This window comes from Roseibium sp. SCP14 (assembly GCF_040329475.1).
Lineage (GTDB): Bacteria > Pseudomonadota > Alphaproteobacteria > Rhizobiales > Stappiaceae > Roseibium.
Genome location: NZ_JBDZYH010000002.1, coordinates 187,919 through 207,058 on the forward strand (window position 1 = coordinate 187,919; position 19,140 = coordinate 207,058).

The 19,140-nt window shown below is 57.5% G+C and carries 16 protein-coding genes; 12 read left to right on the forward strand and 4 right to left on the reverse strand.

The genetic code is table 11. The annotated features are described in order from the left end of the window. Positions 1–58 precede the first annotated feature (58 nt). Both uvrB and ABLQ08_RS08350 read left to right on the forward strand, forming a co-directional pair. Entirely contained in the window at positions 59–3,103 is a 3,045-nt protein-coding gene (uvrB, locus tag ABLQ08_RS08345) for an excinuclease ABC subunit UvrB (RefSeq protein WP_352940702.1), read from the forward strand. A gap of 501 nt (positions 3,104–3,604) precedes the next feature. After that, on the forward strand, positions 3,605–4,813 hold the full coding sequence (locus tag ABLQ08_RS08350) for a DUF1176 domain-containing protein (RefSeq protein WP_352940703.1): 1,209 nt from the start codon (positions 3,605–3,607) through the stop codon (positions 4,811–4,813). Here ABLQ08_RS08350 and ABLQ08_RS08355 read toward each other — a convergent pair. Beyond that, positions 4,810–4,932 (reverse strand): hypothetical protein, encoded by a 123-nt coding sequence (locus tag ABLQ08_RS08355; RefSeq protein WP_352940704.1) that lies wholly within the window; start codon positions 4,930–4,932, stop codon positions 4,810–4,812. The genes ABLQ08_RS08350 and ABLQ08_RS08355 overlap by 4 nt on opposite strands. Before the next feature lie 348 nt (positions 4,933–5,280). Continuing rightward, entirely contained in the window at positions 5,281–5,568 is a 288-nt protein-coding gene (locus ABLQ08_RS08360) for a GIY-YIG nuclease family protein (RefSeq protein ID WP_352940705.1), read from the reverse strand. A 538-nt stretch (positions 5,569–6,106) separates the two neighbouring features. Here ABLQ08_RS08360 and ABLQ08_RS08365 point away from each other — a divergent pair. The 4 genes from ABLQ08_RS08365 (at position 6,107) to ABLQ08_RS08380 (ending at position 11,676) form a co-directional block, all read left to right on the forward strand. Beyond that, entirely contained in the window at positions 6,107–7,108 is a 1,002-nt protein-coding gene (locus tag ABLQ08_RS08365) for an agmatine deiminase family protein (RefSeq protein ID WP_352940706.1), read from the forward strand. Positions 7,109–7,279: 171 nt separating this feature from the next. After that, complete coding sequence (locus tag ABLQ08_RS08370; RefSeq protein ID WP_352940707.1) at positions 7,280–7,567, forward strand: hypothetical protein; 288 nt, start codon at positions 7,280–7,282, stop codon at positions 7,565–7,567. A 273-nt stretch (positions 7,568–7,840) separates the two neighbouring features. Further along, entirely contained in the window at positions 7,841–9,328 is a 1,488-nt protein-coding gene (locus tag ABLQ08_RS08375) for a hypothetical protein (protein WP_352940708.1), read from the forward strand. Positions 9,329–9,513: 185 nt separating this feature from the next. Beyond that, entirely contained in the window at positions 9,514–11,676 is a 2,163-nt protein-coding gene (locus tag ABLQ08_RS08380) for a cation:dicarboxylate symporter family transporter (protein WP_352940709.1), read from the forward strand. Positions 11,677–11,709: 33 nt separating this feature from the next. Here the strand turns inward: ABLQ08_RS08380 and clpS are convergent, their stop codons facing one another. Then, a complete protein-coding gene (clpS, locus tag ABLQ08_RS08385) occupies positions 11,710–12,012 on the reverse strand; it encodes an ATP-dependent Clp protease adapter ClpS (RefSeq protein WP_352940710.1) in 303 nt (100 codons plus the stop codon). Positions 12,013–12,338: 326 nt separating this feature from the next. Here clpS and ABLQ08_RS08390 point away from each other — a divergent pair, with 326 nt between their 5' ends. The 4 genes from ABLQ08_RS08390 to ABLQ08_RS08405 all read left to right on the forward strand — a co-directional run bounded on the left by ABLQ08_RS08390 (position 12,339) and on the right by ABLQ08_RS08405 (position 15,906). Next, complete coding sequence (locus ABLQ08_RS08390; RefSeq protein ID WP_352940711.1) at positions 12,339–12,902, forward strand: chalcone isomerase family protein; 564 nt, start codon at positions 12,339–12,341, stop codon at positions 12,900–12,902. Continuing rightward, positions 12,899–14,275, forward strand: coding sequence for an MFS transporter (locus ABLQ08_RS08395; RefSeq protein WP_352940712.1), 1,377 nt, complete (start codon positions 12,899–12,901; stop codon positions 14,273–14,275). The genes ABLQ08_RS08390 and ABLQ08_RS08395 overlap by 4 nt, the downstream gene beginning before the upstream one ends. Before the next feature lie 39 nt (positions 14,276–14,314). After that, positions 14,315–14,674, forward strand: coding sequence for a DUF6665 family protein (locus tag ABLQ08_RS08400; RefSeq protein WP_352940713.1), 360 nt, complete (start codon positions 14,315–14,317; stop codon positions 14,672–14,674). Positions 14,675–14,901: 227 nt separating this feature from the next. After that, positions 14,902–15,906 (forward strand): DUF1402 family protein, encoded by a 1,005-nt coding sequence (locus ABLQ08_RS08405; RefSeq protein ID WP_352940714.1) that lies wholly within the window; start codon positions 14,902–14,904, stop codon positions 15,904–15,906. 126 nt (positions 15,907–16,032) lie between these two features. On the opposite strand, the gene ABLQ08_RS08410 is transcribed toward ABLQ08_RS08405, so the two are convergent. After that, positions 16,033–16,704 carry an MBL fold metallo-hydrolase gene (locus tag ABLQ08_RS08410; protein WP_352942560.1) on the reverse strand — a complete coding sequence of 224 codons (672 nt, stop codon included), beginning with the start codon at positions 16,702–16,704 and terminating at the stop codon, positions 16,033–16,035. Positions 16,705–16,891: 187 nt separating this feature from the next. Between ABLQ08_RS08410 and ABLQ08_RS08415 the strand changes: the two genes are divergently transcribed. Together ABLQ08_RS08415 and ABLQ08_RS08420 are read left to right on the forward strand one after the other, a co-directional pair. Next, entirely contained in the window at positions 16,892–17,986 is a 1,095-nt protein-coding gene (locus ABLQ08_RS08415) for a DUF1176 domain-containing protein (protein ID WP_352940715.1), read from the forward strand. A 214-nt stretch (positions 17,987–18,200) separates the two neighbouring features. Beyond that, complete coding sequence (locus ABLQ08_RS08420; RefSeq protein ID WP_352940716.1) at positions 18,201–19,016, forward strand: cold-shock protein; 816 nt, start codon at positions 18,201–18,203, stop codon at positions 19,014–19,016. The last annotated feature ends 124 nt before the right edge of the window (positions 19,017–19,140 follow it).

Genomic DNA, 19,140 nt, shown 5'->3' on the forward strand with positions numbered 1-19,140 from the left:
GAACAAAGCCGCAACAGCCCCCTTCCCTCGCGCGGGGAACCGGACCATATTGCGCAGCATGAGCAAGCGCCCCACCAAATCCGGTTCCGACGACACGACATCCCCAGACGGCTTCGGCGAAGCGCCGCAAAAGCCCCTTTCCGGCACGCCCCTGTCCGGCTCGATCAGCGATTGGGCGGCGGAGATCGCCGAGGAGGCCGAAAAGCCTGCGCCGAAAAAATTGGGCAAGGGAAAAACGGAACGGGGCGAAGCCCCGCAAGCCCAGGCGGGCGCCGCGCCTGATGGCGTGTCTTCGCGAAGGTCAGGCCGCAAGGTCGGTACGACCGTGAGCGCAAAGAAGGACAAGCCGACGAAGTCGGCACGTGGAACCTCGATCGGCAAGGCTGACAGTGTCAGGGAGCGCGCCGCAGGTGGATTGAACCCGGTCGCCGGGCTCGACATGACGCTGGAAGAGGCGGAGAAGCTCGAGCAGAAGCTGAAAGAGCACAAGAAAGACAACAAGAAGAAGAAAAAGGAAAGCAAGTTCGGCGAGCTCACCGGCAATCAGGGCGCAACCGCAACCGTCGAGGCCCTGTCGGCGCTGATCGAATCCGGCAATCCGCTACACAAGAACGGCGAAGCCTGGGTGCCGCATCGACCGGAACGGCCGCCAAAATCCGAAGGCGGCGTCGAGATCGTGCTGAAATCGGAATACGAACCGCAGGGTGACCAGCCAACCGCGATCGCGGAACTGGTGGAAGGAATAGAGACCGGAGAGCAGACCCAGGTGCTGCTCGGCGTCACCGGCTCGGGCAAGACCTACACCATGGCGCAGGTGATCCAGCGCACGCAGCGCCCCGCGCTGATCCTGGCACCGAACAAGACGCTGGCCGCGCAGCTCTACGGCGAGTTCAAGGCCTTCTTCCCGGACAACGCGGTCGAATATTTCGTCTCCTACTACGACTACTACCAGCCCGAAGCCTATGTCCCGCGCACGGACACCTATATCGAGAAGGAAAGCTCGATCAACGAGCAGATCGACCGGATGCGCCACTCGGCTACCCGCGCCCTGCTGGAGCGTGACGACGTCATCATCGTTGCGTCGGTGTCCTGCATCTACGGTATCGGCTCGGTCGAAACCTATACGGCCATGACCTTCGCCATCGAGGTCGGCGAGCGCATGGACCAGCGGCAGCTGATCGCCGATCTGGTGGCCCTGCAATACAAGCGCAACGACGCGGCCTTCCAGCGCGGCACATTCAGAGTGCGAGGCGACACGATAGAGCTGTTCCCCGCCCACTATGAGGACCGTGCCTGGCGCATTTCCATGTTCGGTGACGAAATCGAGAACATCACCGAGTTCGACCCGCTGACCGGCAAGAAATCCGGCGAGCTGAAAAGCGTCAAGATCTACGCCAACTCGCACTATGTGACCCCGAAGCCAACGCTGAACCAGGCGACCAAGTCGATCAAGGAAGAGCTGAAGCACCGGCTGGAGGAACTGAACAACCACGGCCGCCTGCTGGAAGCCCAGCGCCTCGAGCAGCGCACCATGTTCGACCTGGAAATGCTGGAGGCGACCGGCTCCTGCCAGGGCATCGAAAACTACTCGCGTTACCTCACCGGCCGCAAACCGGGCGAGCCGCCCCCCACCCTGTTCGAATACCTGCCGGACAATACGCTGGTTTTCGCCGACGAAAGCCACGTCACCATTCCGCAGATCGGCGCCATGTACCGGGGCGACTTCCGCCGCAAGGCAACGCTGGCCGAATACGGCTTCCGCCTGCCCTCCTGCATGGACAACCGCCCGCTGCGCTTCGAGGAATGGAACGCCATGCGGCCGCAATCCGTCGCGGTGTCGGCGACCCCCGGCTCGTGGGAGATGGACCAGTCCGGCGGCGTCTTCGCCGAACAGGTCATCCGCCCGACCGGCCTGATCGATCCGCCTGTGGAAATCCGCTCTGCCTCCAGCCAGGTTGACGACCTGCTGGGCGAAGTGCGTGAAGTTGCCCAGAAGGGCTATCGCACGCTGGTGACGACACTCACCAAGCGCATGGCGGAGGACCTGACCGAATACCTGCACGAAAACGGCGTGCGGGTGCGCTACATGCACTCCGATATCGACACGTTGGAACGTATTGAAATCCTACGGGACCTGCGGCTCGGTGCCTTCGACGTGCTGGTCGGCATCAACCTGCTCCGCGAAGGCCTCGACATTCCCGAATGCGCGCTGGTCGCCATTCTGGACGCCGACAAGGAAGGCTTTCTGCGCTCTGAAACCTCGCTGATCCAGACCATCGGGCGCGCCGCCCGAAACGTTGAAGGCAAGGTCATTCTTTACGCGGACAACATGACCGGCTCCATGGAGCGGGCGATTGCCGAAACCAACCGCCGCCGGGAAAAGCAGCTCGCCTACAACGAAGAACACGGCATCACCCCGGAAAGCGTCAAGCGCAACATCGCCGACATTCTCGACAGCGTCTACGAGCAGGACCATGTCACGGTCGACGCAGGCTTTGCCGAGGAAGGTTCGCTCGTCGGCCACAATCTGGCGGCCCATATCGAGGATCTGGAAAAGCAGATGCGCGATGCCGCAGCCGATCTCGACTTCGAAACGGCGGCGCGCCTGCGCGACGAAATCAAGCGCCTGCAGGAAACCGAACTTGCCGTCGCCGACGACGCCATGGCCCGCCAGTCCGACGTCGACGCCAAGACCGGCGGCTACAAGGGCAACAAGAAATTCGGCGCCGGCGGCACCAAGGAAGGCGCCAGCGGCAAGAAAAAACAGACTGCTGCCGACAAGGCCCGTGCCGCCAGGGAAAAGAGTTCGGGCCTCGCGCCCGCAAGCCGAACAGGCGCCGCGCCTGATGGTGCGCCAGCGCGGAGGTCAGGCCGTCAGGCCGATACGACCGTGAGCGAAGATCTACCTGCACCGTCAAGCAAAGTCCGCAAGAACACACTCGACGAAATGACCGTCGGCCGCACGGAAGTCCCGCTCGGCCAGGACAGCGATCCGGCCAAGCCGGTTGTCCGCGGCAAGATCGGTGCAGGGTCCTATGAAGATCCGGCGGACGAGAAGAAACGGCGCGGGAGGCCGAAAAAGAGTGGGCGACCGGGACGGTAAAAGTCTCACACGCTCTGCAAAAGACTAGACCCCGGATCAAGTCCGGGGTGACACCTTGCAAATCTGACTGGCCGTTGCTGACATCTGAGAGTTCATCCCCGACCCCCATCGGGGATGGCCATTGTTTGAGATTTCTGTTCAGCTGAACAAGTTTTCGCGACGCACGTTGCTTCTCCGTCATACCGGACGGCGTGGCGTATCTGCGTCATCGCGTGATCCGGTATCCAGACATGAGTGCGAGCATAGCGAGCTCCGAATCCGACCGAAAATTAGGACTGTCCATAGACGCGCTTGCAGCGCGAATTAAATCTGGATACCCGTTCAAGCCGGGCGCAGGTTCCGGATCGGCGCTCGGCTTCGCCTCGCTGGTCCGGAATGACGTGTCTCAACAAGCTCTCAATCTGCGTCTTCCTGATACCTGCTGATTGACTTCCCCTTCGTTCCCGTCATGCTGATCAGGTAGACGGCCATTACCTATGATGGCGAAGTCGGGGGGCTGACGTGATCTATCGAATTCTTTGCACTGCCGGAACGTCTTTTCTTGCAGTTGGAACGGCATCGGCCGAGCTTGCCTCGACCAGCTTCGGCGACTGGTCGGTCCGGTGCAACGACAAGAATTACTGCGTTGCCGAGACCACCGGCAAAGGTTCCAACGACGAAGCTTTCCGGCTGAAGGTCGAACGGGGCGCAAAGCCGGGTTCGCAGGTTTATGTGACCTTCCGGCCGAAGACGACACTCGAAACCGGCATGCGGGCGCGGATCGAAATCGAAAGCCTGGAAGAAGAAAACTACGGCTATTTCGGTAAAGCCTCCAGGATCTACACCGGCAACGAGATGACATTCGGCGGTGTGTCGGACCGCGAGCTGATCGAGAAATTGCGCATGGGCCAGGATGCCGCCGTTCAGATCGAGTTCGGCGGCACAACCGGCACATTCACTTACAAGGTCACATTGAATGGCCTCACCCAAGCCCTCTTGAAGATGGACGAGGAACAGGGACGCATCGGCCGGCTGGATGCCATTGTTGCCTGGGGTGGCCTGCCGTCTGACAAGGCCGTCACCATCGCTTCAGCACCATCAGCATCGAAAAGCTCTTCAACACCTGCGCAATCCTCTCAAAGCACGGCATCGGCGGCACCCGCTCCGGCAGCTCCCGCAAATGATTTGCCGCCGCCAGTCATGCCGTCGCAGGATGTTATCGGCAGCAGTCCAGGTGCGTCGAACGGCCTGTTTTACGACGTCAGTGAAATTCCCGATCAGGTCCAGATGGTCGGCTATCGAACGCTCAATTGCGAACTACAGGAGTCCGTACCTGCTTTCGGCGCACAATTGCACGCCGTTGGCGATGTGGAGTTCTGGGTGGTTCCGTGCAGCATGGCCGATGCCAACGTGCCCTACTACATCACCTGGCACGTTCCTTTCGCCCCCGCCAATGACGAGACCTTCGAATTCGAAACGCCGCCCAGCTTCAACCAGCCCAATCACAGCCTGGTCAACAATCTCTTCTATGACCCGGACAGCGGTCAGATCACCGGGACGACCTACTATTCTCCCAACTACGACTGTGGCGCCTTTGAGCGTCACGAATTCGAGGCTGAGTCCGGACAATATGTTCTGGTCGAGTATCTGGAAAAATCCAACTGCGACGGCATCACCGGCCCGCCGGAAGGCTGGCCACTCAGCTGGACGATTGCCGAGATGGGAGACTAGAGGGTGGTCTTCATGCGCAGATGGTCGCGCTCTTCGCGCGAATGATTTCTGGATTCCGGATCGGCACTCGGCTTCGCCTCACTGGTCCGGAATGACGCTGTGAAGGGTAGAAAACTCATTGCCTGCACCTTCTCACAGTCATTCCGGACAGAGTGGCACGTCAGTGCCGTCGCGTGATCCGGAATCCAGACATAAGCGCGCGCAACGCGAGCTCCAATCCCCGCAAAAGATCAAATATTTTCAATGGTGCGCTCCTCACGCGAATATTTCTGGATTCCGGATCGGCACCCGGCTTCGCCTCACTGGTCCGGAATGACGCTGTGAAGGGTAGAAAACTCATTGCCTGCACCTTCCTACAGTCATTCCGGACAGCGTGGCGCATCTGCGCCATCGCGTGATCCGGAATCCAGACGTCAGCGCGAGCAACGCGAGCTCCTCTTTCGCTAAATGAAACCGGAAGAGTCACGTCAGAATAACAAGGTCTCGCACAGATCCCGCCACTCCGGATTGCTGTTCTCAATCAGGTCGATTTTCCACACCCGTTTCCAGTTCTTAAGCTGTTTTTCGCGTGCAATCGCCTCATCGATGCGTTCGTATTCCTCCGCATAAACGAGACGGCCCACGTCGTATGTCTTGGTAAATCCGGCTATCAGACCATTTTGATGCTCGTAGATCCTGCGCGACAAGTTCGAAGTCACTCCGATGTACAAAGTGCCGTTTCGATCAGAGGCGAGAATGTAGACGTGCGCAGACATGGATCAATCATCGCGTGTCGCCGGGTCAGATACAATTAATAATTCAATTCGGTGACAATCTCGCATTGTGGATTTCGGTGTCAGTGAATCTTCAGAATTTTGCAAAGCCGCGCTGACTGCGCGAAGAATATCTGGATTCCGGATCGGCGCTCGGCTCCGCCTCACTGGTCCGGAATGACGGTTTGAAGGTAAAGAATTCACAGCTTGTACCACTCTCGGTCATTCCGGACAGCGTGGCGCGTCAGTGCCATCGCGTGATCCGGGATCCAGACATAAGCGCGAGCAACGCGAGCTCCTGACGGGGCAAGCTCGCTTGAGAACGCCGTCCACGGCCTCGGCCATCAACCCCGACCGCTTTGCCGCAAATGGCGATGTTCTCGGCTTCAGGAAACCGACGGCCGACCGCGCTGTCGAGGTAGTCAGAAACTCTCTGGATACGCATCTGAAGAAACGAACGCCGCATTCACCACTTGTCTGCCACTGCCGGTTTGCTTAAGTGGTTGCGCGTTAACGGATATCGGAATAATGAGAAAAGCAGATGCCGTCATTCAGAACTTTTGTCCTGGGTACCGCCCTTGCCGGCCTGCTGTTACCCTCCATGGCTGAGGCGACAGATTACCGGGTGCCGGCGGAATGGGAACCGCAGGCCGCCGTCTGGATGCAATGGCCGGGCAAGTATGAAAAAGCTCTGCGTCCCGCATTTGCCGACATCATTCGTTCCGTTCAGAAGCACGAAAAGCTCAACTTGCTGACAAGTTCGGAGAAGGAACAGAAAGCTGCGCGCGCGTTTCTGGAAAAGCGCGGTGTCTCCGACAGCAATATCAGCTGGCACCTGATCCCGGTCGACAACGCCTGGATGCGCGACAACGGACCGATCTATCTGACGGACGGCAAAGAAACCTGGATCCAGAACTGGGCCTTTACCGGTTGGGACGGCACGACCGGCGCCGACTATCGCCGGGACAACAAGGTTCCCGTTCACGTCGGCAAACTGCTCGGCCTGGAGGTCGAGGATCTGACGGACTACGTGCTGGAAAAAGGCAATCTTGAGGTCAATGGCGCCGGCGTCGCCATGCTCAACTGGGATTGCCAGGATCAGCGCAATCCGGGCCTCACCAGAGAAGAACACGAGCAGATCCTGAAGGAAGCTCTCGGCCTGAACCAGATCATCTGGTCCTATGGGCATCACCCGGACGACCTGACCACCGGACATATCGACGGCGCTGCGCGGTTCATCAACGCCACCACCGTTGCCATTGCAGATACCGAGGAAGAAACCGAGCTGCGTCTGGCCAGGGACCTTGAAGCCGCAGGTTTCAAGGTCGAATGGTATCCGGGCGATGTGAACTGGCTGGTCGGCGACGGGTACGTCGTTGCCATGAGCGAACTTGAGGCCAAGGACGACAGAGACCTGGAGAAACGCCTGAACCGGTATTTCCCGGGACGACAGGTCTATCTGATCGATGCCTGGTCGATTGCGGATGGCGGTGGCGGCATTCACTGCGTCACCAATGACCAGCCGGAACTGGTCCCGCGCTGATCGTTCCTCTGGGACCGCTTTGATCCCTTTCCTTCGCCGTCGCTAGGCTGCCTTTACAAAGTCTGCTTAAATGAGGTGTCCGCCTAACGTGGACAACATTTGCTGATCGTATGCCTTTTCACCGCGCCCGGCCTTCAGGTCCGGCAGCCCCCTTTTTGCAGGAGACTGAAAATGCGTTTGATGATGACTTTCAAGATCCCGACAGATGCCGGCAACAGGGCCGGAGCGGCAGGAGATATCGGAGTCGCAATCGAAAAGCTGATCAAGGATACGGGCGCCTATGAATCCTATTTCTACATGAAGGATGGCATGCGCGCGGGCGTGCTTTTCTTCGAGGAAACCGATCAGGCCAACCTGACGCGTTACAACGAACCGTTGATGCAAAGTCTCAGCGCCGAGATCGACATCATTCCGGTGCTCAATCTGGAAGACCTGAAGCGCGGACTGCAGGGGCAATAAAACTGCCGCTCTGCCGCGGCCGCCGCACAGCTGTCCCGATTCAAGGCGATTCTCTTGCCCCAGGCGTTTTCTGCAGGCTCCCGGCTGTTAACCATATGGTCAATTCCGTTAAAATGCCGGGGATATCTGTCTTTTTGAGGTAACACTTCACAAGGTATCCTCCCTGCCGCTCCTGCGAGTCGTTGAAACGCCGGAGCCACATAGGTTAATAAAGAATTAATAACTTGACGCATTACGCCGGAGCGGCGCCGGCGTTGAAGGCAGGAGACAGGAATGGGCATTTTCTCGAAGTCTACGCGTCCAGGTGCAGACCAGGAACAGCGGATCGAGACAAAGACGGAAACAGTCGAGGTACAAGAGGCCGTACAGGTGACTGAACCGATCGCAAACGTGGAACAACTGTCTCCCTTTGCCCTGAAAATGCAGGAAAAGATGAACCATCTGGACGGTTTGAAATCCCGGGTCAGCGGGCTCAACCAGACATTTGACCAGATGGCCGCCTTTGCGGTGGAAAGCCAGACCAGCATTCGCATGATGGCCGAATATATCGAGGCCTCCCGTCACACCGTGGAGACGGAAGTCCGGCTGAAGTCGGAAAATGCCAAAATCTCGACCGATCTTCTGGACGCCGAACACAAGGTCAAAACCCTGACCACCCAGCTGGAAGACGCCCAGGCCGAAGTTCATTCCCTGCGCAAGCGCTCCACTGAGACCCGCACCGCCCTGGAGACGGCCCGCAACGACATTGTCACGATCCGAGACAACAACAAGAAGGTCAATGACGAGTACCGGCTGCAAAGCGCCAAGCTGGTTGAAGTCAACGCGATGAACGCGGATCTGTCCGGACAATTCAACGACCTGAAAGCCAAGCACGAGACCCTGGAAACCCAGGCGGAAGGACTGAGTTCAGACCTGGAAGCCGTCAGGCATCGCGAAAAGGAACTGCAGCAGAACCTGTCTGAAAGCGCACAATTGCTGGAAGACGAGGTCCGCAAGAACAATCAGTCGACAAGCGAGCTGGAAGCCGCCAAGCGTGAACTGGTCGAGTTCCGTAACGACAATATCGATCTGAAGTCTCATCTCGACGTTGCCAACCAGGAACTGGTCTACGCAAAGAACCGCCTGGAAGAAGAACAGCGCAAACACGATAATGAAGTCTACGCACTGAACGCGGAAATCGAGAACCTGTCCTCGCAGCGCCGTATCGGCGCGCAGTCGCTTCAGGACATGGCCCGCGAAAACTCCACGTTGAAGGAACGTGGCCGCGATCTGCTGAAGCGCATGCAGGAAATCGAACACCTTCTCGACAGCGCACAGAAGAACCACGAGAAAGACCGCACCGAGCTGATGGCGACCACAGCCAAGCTTCGCGAGCTGAACCTGCGTTACAATTCGGCCCTCACCGATCTCAATCATCAGCGCAATCAGAACCAGAAATTCGCCGACAATCTGGAAGATCTGGTGGATGAGAACAAACGCCTGCAGCGCTACAAGATCCAGGTCGACACCGCCAACGAGCAGATTCTCCAGTTGAAGTCGGTGATTGCCAACTACCAGATGGCCATGGAAGGCAAGGGCCCGGCGGAAGAACTCGGCCTGACCGAAAGCTACGACCCGGCTGCCGAGCTCGGTATCACGGAACCGCTTGAAAGCGACTACCAGCCGATGGACATCGTTTCCGAAACCGGCGCCTCCGATGATGGCGCTCCGGATGACGATCCTTCCGGTGACGACGACAAGATCGTCAAACTGCGCGACTAAAACTGTTCAACGCCAGACCACGATGTGGTTTCCACCTTTCCCGGCCTCCGGCAGGTTCATTCCCCGAACCTGCCGGAGGCCATTATTATTCAATTTACATTAGATCTGTTACGGTTCTCTACCAGGAGGACCCGAGCGTCCTCACCATGCCGATCTGGTCTGCATGAAGTCGAGGAGCTTTGCCTGTGAGTGTCGGATTGCTGCCCCTGCTGGTTCTTGTCGGTGGAACAATCGGGATTGTAATCGGGTCGTTCAGTCCTTCGCTCACAGTCTTTCTTCAACCTTTTGGCGATGCTTATATCCGGCTCATGGAAGTCGTGGTGCTGCCCTATCTGGTCTCGTCACTTCTGCTTGGCCTCGGTCGGTTGTCGCCGAATATCGCCATCATGCTGTTCAGGAAAAGCTGGCCCGTCTACCTGCTGCTCTGGCTGGTCAGTTTTTTCTTCCTTGCTCTGGCCGCGTCAACCGCCCCCCTCGTCGACAAGACCAGGGTCGTCGATTTCTCCGCCAGTCTCCCGAGCGACAGGGGATCGGTGAAATCCCTGATCGACCTGCTCATACCAAACAATTTCTTTGAGGCGCTCAGCCAGAATTACATTCCGTCAGTTGTCCTCATGGGTGTGATCTTCGGCATCGCAATCCAGCACAGCGTTCGCCCGACTGCTCTGCTGGACATGCTTACAATCATCCGCAACGCCTGTATCCGCATCTGGGGCTGGATCGTTTATCTGGCGCCCGTCGGCGTGTGCGCTCTGTTTGCGGAGTCCATCAGTTCGGTCAGCCTCACGGGCTTTGCCGCCCTGTCGATCTACATTGCCGTCGTCATGCTGAGCGCCCTGGTCCTGGCCTTCTGGGTGTTCCCGATGCTGCTGACCGTCTTCCTGCCGCTGACCTACCGGGAGATCCTGTCCGGCTTGCGGGAGGCGTTCATCATCGCGATTGTCACCTCCCTCTCCGTGGCGGCCTTGCCGCTGCTGCAGCAGGCGGCTCAGAAGTTTGCTGAAAAACTCGATCAAGATCCGGACAAGGACCATCAGAAGAAGGAAATCATCGAGACCTCGCTGTCGGTGAGCTACCCCCTCGCCCAGATCGGCAACTTCTTCATCATGGTCTTCCTGATCTACGCGGCCTTTTACTACTACCTGCCGATCGAGAAGCAGCAATTGGCGGAAATGCCTTTCGTCACACTTCTTTCCGGAATCGGCTCTCCGACATCTTCGATTGGAGCCGTCACGTTCATGGCCGATTGGCTCGGTCTGCCGGAAGGAACAACAGGGCTCTATGTCGAGACCATGGCAATCACCCGCTATGGTCAGGTGATCACATCGGTATCGGCTTTCGCCTTTGTCACCGTCCTCATCACTTTCCGGTTTTACGGCAAGATCCGCTTCAATCCACGAGCCCTTGTTCTGACACTCGCTGTTTCGGCGGCGGCCTTTTCCGGCATCTGGGCGATCGGCCGCTGGGGCGGTTCACATGCACCGCTTCATTCCGAAATCACTTACCGGGCCGCGAGCCTTCCGGACTACCTGCAGACACTGAGCGATGCGAACCTGATCTCAAGACTTCGCCCGGTAGGTGACGCTGAGACAACGACACCGTCCGGCGCAGACGCCGACCGGACCTTGAACACAATTGCGCGGATACAAGCGACAAACGTCCTGCGCGTCGGCATCAACCCCAATGTCATGCCGTTTGCCTATGAGAACAATGACGGCCGGCTGGTCGGTTACGACGTGGAAATGATGTACCGCTTCGCGCAAAGCATGAATGTCGAGCTGGTATTCGTTCCTTACAACTGGCAAAGCCTTGCCGCGGATCTTAAGCAGAAGAATTTCGATATCGCGGTCGGCGGACTTTACATTACCGATGACCGGCAGGAGACACTGACGGTCAGCAATCCCTATTACGAGAACCCTCTGGCGTTCATCGTGAAAAGCGACCGTATCGAGGATTTCAAGTCGGGCGAGGTCATTGCAGCGAACAAGGACCTGACACTGGCTGTTTTCGACGATCCCGTCTTGATCCCTCTGGCGAAACGAAGCTTCCCTGAAGCGAAGATCAAGGTCGTCGAGGACTATAGCAACCTGCAGTCTCTCACTGATGTCGATGCTGCTCTGTGGACCAGGGAACAGGCCCGGGCCCTGGCAATTTCTCTTGAAGGTTATTCGGCCGTGGTTCCCGAAGACACGGCGACAAGGTTCCTTTTCGCCTATCTCATGCCGCCGTCCTCACCGGGATTGGCTGCATATTTCAATTACTGGATGGAACTGTCGAACGAGCATGGCGTCTTGCAGGATATGGCACGCCGCTGGATCGATCCGGCGCAAACTGACAGTTCCAGGTAAATACCGGTTGGACCGTTCCGGACACGGCTTGTCCTATTCCGGCTCCACCGTGAACTTCAACGGGTAACCGACCTGCGCAGCAGCATCGATTGCTCTGGTTGCCTTGGTTTCTGCAACATCTCTCGGATAAACGGAAACGACGCAGGCCCCCTTTTGATGGGCGGTCATCATCACGACTTCGGCCTGCGCATTGTCCAGCCGGAATTCGCCCTTGAGAACAAGAACAACGAATTCTCGCGGTGTATAGTCATCATTCAGAAGAACGACTTTGTAGAGTTTCGGTTTTTGAACCTTCGTCTTCTTCCGAAATTTGGGTTTCAGATCAATATTGCTCATTACACTGGCCCAAGCTTGCCCCCCGGTTCAGAGGCCCAGTTAACTTCAGGTGAGAGCTCACCATTTCTCTGGAAACGACGCCGGTTTTCCCGGCATTTTATTCCTCACACACTGCGTGCCCGGGAAGGCTGATGCCGTGTTCAACTCACCGGCAGGCGTATCTGGCTATCCGCTCATTATAATGTAACGCAATGTCGAAGAAAACATGACGTTGCTTCAAGGCAAGCAAATTCCGCCCCCTTTTTCCGAAAACGGAACAGATCCGGGTGCGCGCTTCCGGCGTAGGACAGCATATGGCGGCCACCAGAATCCCGGAGGTAGTGTCGATGTTGTCTCACAATATGAATGCGGTCGTGAAAGGACCGCTCATCGTTCTTTTTGTTCTCACTCTTGCAGCGTCGTCATATCTGGCTCAGCCAGCTAAGGCGGATATCGACCCCGCCTTCCGATCTGTTCCTTCAGCCGAACTGGTTGGCAAGGGCCGCATGACCTATCTGGGCTTCAAGATCTTTGATGCAGAACTTTACGCGCCCAAAGGCACCTACAGTTCCAGTGCCCCATTCGCGCTGAAGCTGACCTATCTGCGCAAATTCAAGGGCAGGAAGATCGCCGAAAGCTCCGTTGATGAAATCAGGCGTCAGGGAGGTGTTTCCAGGAAGCAACTCGAGGCCTGGGGCAAAAAGATGCAAGCTATCTTTCCCAATGTATCTGCAGGACAATCCATCACCGGAGTTCGAACCGCCAACGGCAGTTCCGTCTTTTATCTCGGCAGTCGAAAGATCGGCTCGATCAGCGATCCGGCCTTTACCAGGAGGTTCTTCGCAATCTGGCTGGGCAACAACACTCGGAACCCGGGATTGCGTGCAAAACTCGTCGGGGCCGGTTCGTGACGGGTGACGAAAGCCGCTTCGATGGTGCAGGCGCTGGTGAAAAACTTTCCACCGAACATCAAAACCAGTCCCCGGAAAGACAGCCAGCAAATGAAACGATAGGTCCTTCTGTTTCGACCTCCGGGCTTGCTGCCTACAGTGCAATGGCCTTCCCTCTGGCCTTCGCAGGTTTGCCGATTTATCTGCACGCGCCGGACTTCTATGCCGTGACCCAGCAGGTTCCGCTGACTGTACTGGGGTCAGTTCTCCTCGCCCTGCGGCTTGTCGATGCCATCCAGGATCCGTTCATCGGCAGTTTCAGTGACAGGTTTCATCGGTACAGGAGCGGCATTCTGATTGCCGGCGCCATATTGCTGGGAAGCGGCTTCTGGATGCTTTTTCATCCCACCTCGCAAGCAACCGTGATCTGGTTTGCTGTCTCCGTTCTTGTCTGCACCACCGGTTTTTCCGTTGTTTCCATCAATTTCCAGACCCTCGGCGGGCTGTGGCTGACAAGCGCTTCGGAACGCACCCGGATCACTGCAAGTCGCGAAGCTATTGGACTGCTCGGGCTCCTGGTTGCGGCAATAACACCCCCGCTTCTGGCCGGAGCCAGCAGCTCTGCTGACGCCTTCCATTGGTTGACGGTCGGGTATCTGCCTCTTCTGGGCATTGCCTGTTGGCTACTGCTTCACTGGATGCGAAGGACACCGACAGAGATCCCGGCGCCCATACGCCAACAGGTCAGCTGGTCGTCACTATTGAAAGACCGCTGGAGAATGCTTTTCTTCAGTACGGTTTTCCTCAATACCTTCGCCAGCGCCATTCCGGCAGTCCTGGTGCTGTTCTTTGTCCGCGATCGCCTCAACGCAGAAGCATATACTGGGCTCTTTCTGCTCGTCTATTTCCTCTCCGGCGCGCTTTCGATGCCGTTCTGGACCCGCCTTGCCCGAAGGTTCGGCAAAATTCGGGCCTGGCAGATTTCGCTTGCTGTTGCCATCGCTACATTTTTCTGGGCGGTGTTTCTGGGTCAGGGAGACCTGGCTGCCTATGCTCTGGTTTGCATGCTTTCCGGGTTGGCGCTTGGGGCAGACCTTGCCTTGCCACCCGCAATTCTGGCTGATCATATCGCCGCAGATCATCGTCAGCGGGAAGCTTCGCGCCTGTTTTCCGCAATGGCGTTCCTGTCCAAATCCGCGCTGGCAATCGCAACGGGGCTTTCCCTGCCTCTGTTGGGTCTTTTCGGTTACCACCCGAACGTGGCGATGACCTCCGAATTAGAGTTCACATTAAGCTTCACTTATGCCGGCCTGCCCTGCTTGCTCAAACTCGTTGCCCTGGGCGGTCTGATCTTCTTTGAAAAAGATCTTGCGCTGAACAAATCAACCGTGTGACTCTTCCCGAAACTCATCAAATCTGCCGGAAACTGGCAAATGTCTGTGCGCCCGCCTCAACTGAACAACAACACCGACAAGGACCCGCTGACTGCCGCTTTGGAGCAGGAGGTTTTCAACGAAAAGGCCTCTACTCTCATCCGGCTGACAAAGAAGCTGGAGACTGCACTCAAATTGTTGAGTGAGAGCACCGATGACCCTGAGACCTCCGAAGCAGAGCGCTTTGACCGGTTGGCTGCGGCGGGTGAGGCTCTGTGGCATGTCACCATACAGCGCGAACTGTGCGGTCTCCGCCAGCACAAGGCATTCCTCAATCATCTGAATGTTCCCAAAGCTGTTCGCCTTCGAATGGGTCCGGCGTGCTCCTTCAAACCGCCCTCAAACGAAGGAAAAGTTTGAGAAACAGACTGCATGTGACAAGCATCACTTCCCTGTTGATGGCCACGACCTAGTCAAAAGAACCAGTTGCATCTTCGCTGCAGCAATGGTTTTTACTGGGGGCTAATTGCAAGATGAGTTATTTACTGTCGCTATCAGCGAACTATCTGTTGCCGCTACGGTTCGCTGGTGCTGAGGCCTGTGCCCGGCGCCTATTACACGACAACGCCAAGCGCAGAGCGAATATAATGTGCAGGAAGACCGGACTGCTTAGGTTTCAATCTCGATTTTTGTTTGCAGGTTGCCTGATATTGGGATTGCTTTTCAGCCCGTCCCAGCTGTCTTCGTTCTTCACACAATCCGCCTATGCACAGTCCGTTCGGGTCGTGCCGGAAGGGAATCGGTACAAATCACAGCCGAAGATCCCTTACGCCTCTTCCCGGCGCACATCTGCGTCCAAGTCGTCATACGACGCCAAGTTCGAAAAGGTTTTGGCCGTTCTCAAGCGCGACCGGCGGCTGATGTCCTCCATCAATCGGGTGGCGAAACGTTACGACATCGACCCGATACACATCGTTGGCGCGATTGTCGGAGAACACACCTATAATTACGACACTCTGGACAGCGCCCAGTCCTACTATGTAAAGGCCCTCGCTTACGCAGGTATCCGGTTTGATTTCGAGCTTGATGGCGAACATGTCGATACGTTCGTCGAGCGCCCGCAATTCGACCGCTGCCGAAAGGATCACATCCAGAAAAGCAGTGACCGCCGATGGTCCTGTTACGAAGGTGTGTGGAACAGCAAGTTCCGGGGCCGGAAAGTGGATGGTGTCCTCTATCCGAAAAAGAACTTCAATGAAGCCTTCTTCCAGCCGCTATATGCAGGCCAGAGCTTCGGATTGGGTCAGCTGAGTCCCCTTACTGTCCTGAAGATGACGGATCGCGTTTCCCGGCAGAGCGGCTTCCGGAAGCTGGAAGCCAAGAATTCCGAAGCCGTTTACAAGGCAACGATGGATCCCAATATCTCGCTGCATTATATGGCCGCGATTGTTCAGGACGCGATTGCTGCCTACAAGTCCGTTGGCAAAGTGGACATTTCCAACAATCCCGGACTGACGGCAACGCTCTACAATCTGGGTGACCCATGGGGCAGAGCGGCAAAGTTCCGCAGGACCGGACAGTCCTGGCCCCGCGAAAACTATTACGGCTGGCTGGTCAACGACCGGATCGATGATCTGCGGGCCCTGTTCTAGAGCGTTTCGTGAAAACCAGAAACAAAGAGCGTTACCTATCGCGTTGAAATCTCTGGTTTCAGGTTGCGATAGGTGATTCAATCTGATGCCGAACTGCCTTGGGCAGAGCCCTGTAACACCAGAAAATCAGGTCAGAAATGGATTGGTCGCTCGTTCATGCCCGAGCGTTGAGGCCTGTCCATGCCCCGGCAGGAACGACACATCGTCTCCCAGCGGCAAAAGCTTCTCCTTGATAGATTTGATCAGCGTCGCATGATCGCCACCCGGCAGGTCTGTTCGGCCAATCGAGCCGGCAAACAGCACATCACCTGAAATTGCAAATCGCAGTTCCTTGTCGAAAAACACCAGGTGACCCGGAGAGTGTCCCGGACAATGAAGGATATCAAACATCCGTCCGGCGATTTCCACTTGCTCGCCCTCCGACATCCAACGGTCCGGTGTGACTGGCTTCACCCCGTCCACTCCGAATTGCGCCGCCTGGTCCGCAACTCTTTCGATCAGGGGCTGGTCCGCTTCATGAGGACCTTCGACCGGAACCTTGAGAACTTCCGCAAGGTCCGCCGCACCTCCCACATGATCGATATGACCGTGGGTGAGGACGATTTTCTCAACCTTGACGCCGTACTTCTCGATGGCAGCCTGTATCCGGTCGATATCTCCACCTGGATCGATCACGGTTCCTCGAAGGGTGTTCGGATCCCAGATGAGCGAACAATTCTGCTGAAACGGCGTGACGGCGATGACCATCACCTGAATTGGCGGTGTCTCGGTCTGGCCGTTATCCTGGTGGTCACCCATATCGGAATCACTTGTTTCTTGCGGCACAACCGCCTCCTTTCACGAGGAATTCACTCGCATCAGCAACAAATACGGGACAAAGCATGCCGGTATCGTGTTTCTGCCTTGTGGCGGCTTCACCTTGCCGCGTGCATTTCGTACAAGATGTATAGGCCACACGGCAATCACAATCGGATATCCGGACCTTATGACGCTCAGACTGTTGACCTTCCTGATTTCCGCCACTGCGGCGCTCTTGGCTGCTTCCGGCGGGATGGCACAGCCAGGCCGCACTGCGCCCAATTTCGAGGGATGGACAGTCGATTGCGGCAACACCGGCGTATGCTTCGCTTCTTCCTTTACTCGTAGCCAGTCGGTCTGGGTGGACTTACGCATCATTCGGGACTGGCAGGCCGAGGCCCAGCCGCTCGTTCGCCTGACAACGAACACCGAACTTCCGAAAGAAGGCATGATCCGGTTTGATGTCGACGGCGAACTGATCGAGGAGTTGCCGGTCGAACAGTTGCGTGAGATGCAGACAGCTGTCGTGCCGCCCGCCGGCTTCCGTCCGCTTGGCGGCGAAGGTTTCTGGTATCCGACAGGCCCGGCAACGGCGACCCTTCTGGAAGCGATGCAGAAGGGCAAGGAACTGACAGTACATCTGACGGCCAACGGTTCGGATGCCATCGCTGTTCCGGTTCCTCTTCAGGGACTCAAGGCAAGTCTCCTGTGGGTCGACAATCGCCAGGACCGGACGGGAACTGTGGCGGCGATCGTCGCGCCGGGCACGGCACCGGCGAAAGATGCCCCTCACGCCATTCCGCTCATGAGTCCTGACCAGCTTCCCCCTGAAGTTGCTGCTATCTGGAAAGCCAACCGCTTGTGTTCGGCAATAGATCCGACGATCTTTGCAAGTTTGAATGCCGTCCGCGTTCCGCTTGCCGACAATGCGTCGCTCTACATTGTCCCTTGCGGAGCACCTACCGCCTATAACAGTCCTTATGTCGCTATTCTCTCCGGCAAGGACGGAGCTGCCAGACAGGTTCACGTTGCCCGGATGTCGGACAAGGGACCTGTTGCAAGCGACCTCATCTACAACGCCAGATGGATTCCCGCCGATCAGCAGTTGGTCAGCTACTTCAAGGGCTCAGGTGTCGGCGAATGCGGCTTGTGGAACCGGTGGAGCTGGAACGGAACAGGTTTGGTCCTTCTGGAGGAAGCAACCCGCAAGACTTGCGACGGCACGGCACCCGACTTGTCCAATTGGTCAAGCACGTGGCCCATTAAAAACACCTCGAATTAAGACATTGACCAAGGAATTTCTTGCGATTTTGTGCGTCAGGCCCTTAAGATGTGGTTGCAGCGGCTGGTGAGGGATGCGGCATATTTGTTTCAACCCGATCCCAGAGTGTTGAACGGGCGCACGTAGTGCGCCTGAGCGTAGCGGCTCGACTGTGAAGACGGGTGAGATTGGGTGAGATGTGCCGGAGGGGCACAGAAGTTAAGGTGATTAAGTAATGCACGATGGTGATTCGGACCGGCGTTCGCGTGGTCGACGCGGCGGCAAGCGCGAGTTTGGCGGTCCGCAAGACTTCGGCAGCGATTTTGGCGGAAGCGACTACGGTGGTGATTTCGGCGGCGGCCGGGATCGAGGCTACCGTGGCGGACGCGACAATGATTTCGGCGGCGGCCATGGCCGCGACGATAGAGACGGCGGCTATGGTGGCGGCCGCGGTGGATATGGCAATCGCGACGGCGGCGGTGGATACGGCGGTGGTGGCCGTGGTGGCTACGGTGACCGTGAAGGCGGCGGTGGTGGCCGCGGTGGATATGGTAATCGCGACGGCGGCGGTGGTCGCGGCGGTTACGGTAATCGCGACGGCGGTGGTGGCTACGGCGGCGGCGGTGGTGGCTACGGCGGCGGTGGTCGCGGCGGTTATGGTAATCGCGACGGCGGCGGTGGCTATGGCGGCGGCGGTGGTCGAGGCGGTTACGGCAATCGTGAAGGCGGCGACGGTGACGGTTTCCGCTCCTCTCGTCCGAACCGGGACATGCCTCCGGTCGAACGCGGTCCGCGTCAGTCCGGAACAGTAAAATTCTTCAAGAGCGACAAGGGCTTCGGCTTCATCACGCCTGACGAAGGCGACGCGGATGTGTTCGTGCACATTTCCGCCGTTGAACGCTCCGGCCTGTCCACGCTCGACAGCGGTCAACGGATCTCTTTCGAGACCGAACCCGATCGCCGTGGCAAGGGACCGAAGGCGGTAAACCTTCAGGTGATCGAAGAAGGTGGTGAAGAACCCGCAGACGAAAGTGCTCCGGCAGAAGAATAATCAACTTCTGCAAACGACAAAGTCACACGTAACGGGCGCGGCTTCGCTGCGCCCGGTCTTTTTGCCCTCCCGCACAGCACCTTTTCAAGTCGAACCGCACCACTTATAAGGCGGGTCCGATCAA